A 5,860-nucleotide genomic window follows, 5' to 3' on the forward strand; every position below is an offset into this window, starting at 1 on the left:
CTATGGGATAGCGGCCGAACATGAACTGGCCGAACTTGGCATTGACGAACGCCCAGCAGGCGCCGGACCAGCCGTCAGGCTGGATGCCACCCTGTGCCACAGTCGCACAGAAGGTCCGGTCGGTACCCGTCCACTGGGCATTGACCACGGCCCAGTTGAAGAGCGGCGGCACAATCATCGCCACGATCAAAAGACCGAGGATCGTCAGCACCGAATCGAATGGATTGGCAAAAAGGTTCTTGCGTATCCATGCCACTGGCCCGCGCTCGCGAAGAGGGGCTGGTTGCGGCAGCGCCAATTCGGTGCGGACGTATCCGATATCTTGCGACATGTCCGCCTCCTACCTTTCCACCAGCGCCATCTTGGCGTTGAACCAGTTCATGAAAGCGGACGTGACCAGGCTGAGACCGAGATAGACGACCATCCAGATGACCACGATCTCGATAGCCTGTCCGGTCTGGTTGAGCACCGTGCCTCCCAMCGCGACCAAATCGGGGTAGCCAATGGCGATGGCCAGCGACGAGTTCTTGGTCAGGTTGAGATACTGGCTGGTCAAAGGCGGAATGACGATGCGCAGCGCCTGCGGCACCACCACCAGCCTGAGCGCCTGTCCCGAGCGCAGGCCAAGTGCCGACGACGCCTCGGTCTGGCCCTTGCTGACGCCCTTGATGCCGGCRCGCACGATCTCGGCGATGAASGCTGCMGTATARAAMGACARRGCCAGATAGAGCGCCAGGAACTCCGGCTTGATCTGCAAGCCGCCCGTCAAATTGAAAGTCGATTTCTTTGGGAAATCGAAGCTCATGGGAAAGCCCGTCGCGGCGAGTGCCAAAAGAGGCAGGCCGATAATCAGCGCCAGCGACGTCCAGAACACGGGGAATGTCGCACCCGTCGCCATTTGCCGCTGGCGGGCACGCCGGGCGACAAACCACGACATCCCGATGCCAAGCAGGAACGCCACGGGCACCAGCATCGAACCCTCGCCCCAGATCAGCTTGGGGAAATAAAAGCCTCGGCTGTTGAGAAACGAGCCAAAAGGCAGCTCAATGCTCTCCTTGGGCAGCGGCAGCACCGAAAGCACACCGAAATACCAAAAGAAGATGACGAGCAGCGGCGGGATGTTGCGGAATATCTCTACATAGACAGTGCAGATCTTGCGGATCAGCCAGTTCTGCGACAGCCGGCCGATGCCAAGGAGAAATCCCAGGATCGACGCGGTTACGATGCCGGCGACAGCCACAACAAGCGTGTTGAGGAAGCCAACCAGCAACGCGCGCTTGTAGGTCGAATCGGAATCGAAGGCGATCAGCGAATCGCTGAGGTCGAAGCCGGCACGGCCGTTGAGAAAGGCGAAACCCGACGCGATATTGGCGCGCTTCAGGTTCTCGATCGTATTGCCAATGATCCACCAGACGAACGCGGTAAGCGCAACGACCACGAGGATCTGGAAGAAGATGCCGCGCACCTTCGGATCGTAGAGAAGCGACGCGCGGCCGCCCCCTACGTCATGGGGTATGTCCTGCGTAGCCATCGGAAGTCCCTCTTAAAGAGTAACCGGAAGGCGGATTCGCCGCCTTCCGGGTGAGACTTCGGATCAGCGGATGGGCGGCGCGTACTGCAGTCCACCCTTGGTCCAGAGCGCATTGATGCCACGGGCAATCTTCAGCGGGCTGCCCTGGCCGACATTGCGTTCAAAGACTTCGCCATAGTTGCCCACTGACTTGACGATGCTGACGACCCAGTCATTGCCGAGGCCGAGATCGGTGCCGATCTTGGTGTCAGTCTCGGTGCCGAGCACGCGCTTGACCTCGGGGTTACCCGATGCCTTCATTTCCTCGACATTGGCCTGGGTGATGCCGAGTTCCTCGGCGGTCAGCAGCGCAAAATAGGTCCACTTGACGATGTGGTACCACTTGTCGTCGCCMTGGCGCACGGCAGGTCCGAGCGGTTCCTTGGAGATGATTTCGGGCAGAACGACGTGATCGTCCGGCGAAGCAAGCGTCAAACGGATGCCATAAAGGCCCGACTGGTCGGTGGTGTAGACGTCGCAACGGCCGGCATCATAAGCAGCGTTAACCTCTTCAAGCTTTTCGAAGACGACCGGATTGTACTCCATCTTGTTCGCCTTGAAGTAGTCGGCGAGATTGAGTTCGGTCGTAGTGCCCGTCTGCACGCAGACTGCGGCGCCCGAGAGCTGGAGTGCGGAATTCACGCCCGGCAGCTTCTTGGCATTGATCATGAAGCCCTGGCCGTCGAAATAGGTAACGCCAACGAAGTTCAGGCCAAGTGCCGTATCGCGATTGATGGTCCAGGTGGTGTTCCGCGACAGAAGGTCGATTTCGCCCGATTGAAGAGCGGTGAAGCGCTCCTTGGCGGAAAGCGGCGTGAACTTGACCTTGGTGCCATCGCCAAAGACCGCTGCTGCAACCGCGCGACAGAAATCGGCATCGAGTCCCTGCCAGTCACCCTTGTCGTTCGGTGCCGAGAACCCGGCCAGGCCGGTGCTGACGCCGCATTGCAGGAAGCCCTTTGCCTTGACGTCCTCAAGGGTGCCGGCAGATGCGGCGGTCGCCACCATGCCGAGCGTAGCAGCCCCGAGAATGCCTGAAATGATATACTTCATGACCCACGAACCCTTTTCTGTTTTTTTGCAGGCGTTGCCTGTCTTTTTGATCTGTGAACTCAGCGTCCCCTATCCGGCCCATTTCCCGGATTGCGCACCTATCCGGCGCGCATTGCTGCAGTCCGGTTCACAAATGACATCGAAGGCGATAATTCTTATTAGGTCAAGCAATAAAGACCCGCGATGGACGCCTCGGTCTTTAGTATTAGAAAGGTCCAGGCACGATCTGTGCTGCGCCCGACAAGCCTGGTTCCAGCCGCTTAGCCGGCAGCCCGCCTCAGCCTGCCGAATCCGGTGGCAACGGGCAAGAGCTTGCCCGGTGTTGGGCGGAAACCGACACGACGCGCAGCAAAGAACCTGGCGACAATGATCGTCACGATCAGCCCGAACAGATAGCCGGCCGCAACATCGGATGGATAATGCGCGGCGGCCGGAATCCGCAAAGCCGAAAACAGCAGGCCGACGATGYCGATCGGCAACCAATAGCGCGGGAACCAGATCATCAGGATCGCGGCCACGGTTCCCAGCGTCGTCGCATGGCCCGAGGGGAAACTCGAAGAATAGCGCGTCACCACGAAGGGATCGAAATAATAGGCACCGTATTCGCCGTAGAATGCCGGCCTGGCGCGGCCGAAGAACAACTTGACGATATTGACAGCGATGCCAGTGACTGCAACGCAGCCGAAAACAAAAGCTGCTTGGCCAAACAGCGTCACCAGCCGGGCCTGGAAGCCATAGCCGACGCCGCGCCAATCGGCGCTCGCGGTTGCCAGATAGACCAACAAGGAGGGAACGAGATACCATTCGGACCTGCCTATATCGCTCAGCCAGGCCAGCCAACTCGTCAGGTTGTTGCGGTTGGAGAGAACGAAATTCATCACCGCCGAATCGATGAAAAACAGCAATCCGACGACACAAGCACCGCAAAGCAACAAAAGCGTCAGCTGACGTGTCCAGACCGGCGGCGGAGTGCCGACAGGAGCGCGCCACATGYGGCGCCAGGTAAACCCGATCGTCTCAACGAGGCGCCCGGCAAAACCCGCTGGCCATATCTGGCCCAGCCGAACGGGGCCGCGCGGCGGTTGCGCCGGTAGAGCGGTCGCATTATGGCTGGCGTCTTCGCTGAAAGGGTGCGGTTTCATGACTCGAGACAACGGTAGGATCAAAGGCGTCAACACGCGGCTCGCGCATTGCGGGCACGATCCACACGGCTTTCATGGCTTTGTCAATCCGCCGGTCGTGCGCGCCTCGACGGTTCTTTATCCCAATGCCGCAACGATGGCGGGGCGTGCTCAAAAATACACATATGGCACCCGCGGAACACCTACGACTGACGCCCTGTGCGAGGCGATCGACCAGCTTGAAGGTTCGGCCGGCACAATCGCGGTTCCCTCGGGCCTCGCCGCCGTCACCGTGCCGCTCCTCGGCTTCCTGTCGGCCGGCGACCACGTGCTCATCACCGACTCGGTCTATCATCCGACCCGTCATTTCGCCGACACCATGCTGAAGCGTCTCGGCGTCGAGGTCGATTATTACCACCCGCATGCAGGTGCGAAAATTGTCGAACTGATCAAGCCCAACACCAAGGTCGTGTTCACCGAATCGCCCGCATCCAACACCTACGAGGTGCAGGACATCCCCGCGATCGTCAAAGCCGCGCATGCTGCGGGTGCAATCGTCATGATGGACAACACCTGGGCCACGCCGCTGCTGTTTAGGGCGCTCGACTTCGGCGTCGATGTCTCCATCCATGCCGCAACCAAGTATCCGGCTGGCCATTCCGACATTCTCAGCGGCACCGTTTCGGCAAACGCCGCCTGCTGGCCGCGCCTCAGGGAAGCTTTCGACACGCTCGGCTGCTGTGCCGGCCCTGACGACGTCTACCAGGTGCTGCGCGGCTTGCGCACAATGGGCGTCCGCCTTGCCCATCACGAAAGGAGCGCGCTCGAAATTGCGCGCTGGCTCGAAGGCCAGCCCGGCGTTGCGCGCGTGCTGCACCCGGCACTCGAAAGCCACCCCGACCACGCCATGTGGAAACGCGACTTCGCAGGCTCCAGCGGCATCTTCTCGGTGGTGCTTGCCGGCGGCGGCACCAAGAAGGCGCATGCCTTCCTGGACGCGCTCGAAATCTTCGGCCTCGGCTACTCCTGGGGCGGCTATGAGAGCCTTGCCGTGCCCGTATTCCTCGGCGACCGCAAGATTGCGAACGGGCCTTACGAAGGCCCGATCATCCGCCTGCAGATCGGGCTGGAAGACGTCGCCGACCTCAAGGAAGACATTGCGGCCGGCCTGGCTGCAGCCAATAGCGCGGAGTAAGGTCGGACCCGTCGGATCAGCTTGTGCCTTGAGGCAGCACTGCCCGCATTGACGTCAAGACAGGCGATCGCGACAGTGGTCGCCTTGAAAGTGACAACCCTGTGCGAGGATCCAAATGGCCGCGTCCGACCGTCCTTCTGAAATCGCCCACTGGACCGAGGTTGAACGGCCGGACGGCGAGACATTTTCCGGCACCAACGAGTTGAGGGGCATTGGCGCGCCCCTCGCCGCGCATTTTGGCCTTGAGCGGATCGGCATCCACCATGTCCGCCTGTCGCCTGGCCGGCGGACATCGTTTCCGCACGCCGAAAGTGCCGAAGAGGAATTCGTCTACGTGCTCGACGGCGAGCCAGATGTCTGGCTGGACGGTAACTTGCATCGGCTGAGGCCCGGTGACTCCGTGGGCTTCCCCGCGGGCACAGGATTGGCCCACAGCTTTCTCAACAACACCGAAACTGAAGTCCGCCTTTTAGTGGTTGGCGAAACCACCAAGGCCGAAAACCGGATCGTCTATCCGCGCAATCCCGAGCGAAAGCCCATGCGTGACGATTGGTGGGAAGACGTGCCAGAACGCGCTCTGGGCGATCATGACGGGCTGCCCGACAGGCTTCGGGCGAAGCGGAAAGAAGAAGGGCGCGGCAGCTAGCGCCAGGATTGAATTCGCCCGCAGCTATTCGGGCGGCGTTGTTGAGGTCCAGCTCGTCGCAACTATCTGGGGCGTCATACTCAATTCGCCGACAAGGTGCTCCACCAAGCTGTCTTCCTCGCGCGCGCTGAATACCAGTGCCTCGACTTCGACAGAGCTCGTATCCGGCAGCGCATGGCTTTCCAAAGACTGCAGCCTTAGCTTCCTGACGCTCAGCGCCTGGAGAAGCATGGTTCGCACCATCGCCTCGTCGCGCGCCTTGCATTTCAGCTCGC

Annotated in this window: 5 protein-coding genes and 2 pseudogenes; 2 read left to right on the top strand and 5 right to left on the bottom strand. The window is 60.7% G+C overall.

The genetic code is table 11. The features are described from left to right. From AC1DUU_RS21040 to AC1DUU_RS21055, 4 genes and pseudogenes are all read right to left on the bottom strand, one after another. Positions 1 to 331, bottom strand: a pseudogene (locus tag AC1DUU_RS21040) (amino acid ABC transporter permease); the annotation flags it as partial. A gap of 9 nt (positions 332 to 340) precedes the next feature. Next, on the bottom strand, positions 341 to 1,531 hold the full coding sequence (locus tag AC1DUU_RS21045; protein ID WP_476785342.1) for an amino acid ABC transporter permease: 1,191 nt from the start codon (positions 1,529 to 1,531) through the stop codon (positions 341 to 343). 63 nt (positions 1,532 to 1,594) lie between these two features. Next, complete coding sequence (locus AC1DUU_RS21050) at positions 1,595 to 2,623, bottom strand: amino acid ABC transporter substrate-binding protein (RefSeq protein ID WP_476785343.1); 1,029 nt, start codon at positions 2,621 to 2,623, stop codon at positions 1,595 to 1,597. A gap of 260 nt (positions 2,624 to 2,883) precedes the next feature. After that, a complete protein-coding gene (locus AC1DUU_RS21055; RefSeq protein WP_476785344.1) occupies positions 2,884 to 3,615 on the bottom strand; it encodes a phosphatase PAP2 family protein in 732 nt (243 codons plus the stop codon). A gap of 148 nt (positions 3,616 to 3,763) precedes the next feature. Here AC1DUU_RS21055 and AC1DUU_RS21060 point away from each other — a divergent pair, with 148 nt between their 5' ends. Beyond that, entirely contained in the window at positions 3,764 to 4,939 is a 1,176-nt protein-coding gene (locus AC1DUU_RS21060) for a cystathionine beta-lyase (protein WP_476785345.1), read from the top strand. A gap of 115 nt (positions 4,940 to 5,054) precedes the next feature. Next, complete coding sequence (locus AC1DUU_RS21065; RefSeq protein WP_476785346.1) at positions 5,055 to 5,585, top strand: cupin domain-containing protein; 531 nt, start codon at positions 5,055 to 5,057, stop codon at positions 5,583 to 5,585. Between the two features lie 24 nt (positions 5,586 to 5,609). On the opposite strand, the pseudogene AC1DUU_RS21070 reads toward AC1DUU_RS21065, so the two are convergent. Beyond that, positions 5,610 to 5,860 (bottom strand): annotated as a pseudogene (locus AC1DUU_RS21070) (MgtC/SapB family protein); the annotation flags it as partial.

The organism is Aminobacter sp. P4_H6_2 (assembly GCF_056400805.1).